Source organism: Aeromonas molluscorum 848 (assembly GCF_000388115.1).
Taxonomy (GTDB): domain Bacteria; phylum Pseudomonadota; class Gammaproteobacteria; order Enterobacterales; family Aeromonadaceae; genus Aeromonas; species Aeromonas molluscorum.
In genome coordinates this window covers 1-1,408 of the sequence record NZ_AQGQ01000296.1, presented here as the reverse complement: position 1 = coordinate 1,408, position 1,408 = coordinate 1, and the positions used below count along the sequence as shown (strand labels likewise).

1 protein-coding gene is annotated in these 1,408 nt (G+C 63.8%); it reads right to left on the bottom strand.

The annotated features are described in order from the left end of the window. The coding region (locus G113_RS20075) for a T1SS-143 repeat domain-containing protein (protein WP_005914681.1) at positions 1–1,408 on the bottom strand (1,408 nt) is incomplete at both ends.

Genomic DNA, 1,408 nt, shown 5'->3' with positions numbered 1-1,408 from the left:
CTGATGCTGTTGCCGCTGATGCTGATGACCACAGGCGCACCGCCGCTGGTGAGCCCCTGCAGGCCCGGCTGGCTGGCATCGAAGCTGATGCTGGCAAGGGGATCGCTGCCGGCGGTGATATTCAGATCACCGGACAGGGTCTGAGCCGCGCTCCAGTCGCTGTCTTCCACCAGGGTCAGGGAGACGGCGTCCACGCTCGGCAGGGCGCCATCGGTGATGGCGATATTGAGGGTGCCAAGGTTGCTCTGGTCGCCGTCAAAGTCGGTGCCCTGCACCTGCAGCCCCAGGTTGACGCTGTTGCTGTTGACCGGTTGATCCAGCACGCTATCGAGCATCACATGGTACTTGCCGTCCAGCCCCAGGGTCACGGTCAGAATGGTCTTGCCGCCGGCATCCAGCAGGGTGATGACGTTGCCGTTGACCTGATAGCTGGTCGGCTTGCCGCCACTGGTCAGATTATCCAGGGCGGGCTGGCTTGCCTCGAAGTTCAGGGAGACCAGGCGATCGCTGCCCACATTGACCGGCAGCTGGCCGTCCAGGGTCTGGCCCGAGGCCCCTTCCTGCAGGCTGATGCCGGTGTCGATGCCAAGCTGGGGATCGGCGGCATCGGTGACATGAATGAGGGTATCGCCCTTGCTGACGGTGCCATCGCTGTCCGTCACCTGCATGCCGACACGGATGTCGAGCCTGTCGTTCGCACCGTGGTCCAGATTGGTGTGAGTCACCACCTGATAATCGAAATCCACCTTGGTGTGCGCCGCGACGCTATCGGGCACATTGGGCAGGGTCACGCTCAGCACCAGGGTGCCGCTCGCGGTCAGGGCCTGGAAGGAATGGCCGTTGCTACCCGGCACGGCTTGCCAGGTGAGGGCCTCGCCATTGTGAGTGACGGGATTGCCGTTGACGTCCATGACCTGACCGCTCAAGACCAGGCGTACATCGACGATGGGGTCCGAGTAGGCCTGTACCGTCACCTTGCCCGAGATGAGCTGATCGTCGGCGGTCGCGCCACTGGCGGCGCCATCGAAACGTCCCTCCCCCAGGGTCACGCTGTCGACGGTCACCCCGTTGACGATGGGCCTGACCCCCTCGCTGATGGTGATGTCCAGGGTGCCAGTGGTGCTGTCGTTGTTGCCACCCCCCTTGTCACTGTCGATGATGTCGAGCTTGAGGGGCAGGCTGGTCGAGCCGTCACCGCCGCTCTGGTGCACCCCTTCGAACAGGGTCACCTTGTAGTCAAACCTGTTGCTGGCGGCATTGTCCAGCGAGCCAACCAGCTCCACCTGGAGCACTTCGATGCGCACGCCGTTCACGTCCACATAGCCCTTGAGGATCTGGCTGCCCGGGATGGCGGGATCCCCGTCCACCAGTTCGTATTGCACCTGCTGACCCAGGGCCAACAAGGGGG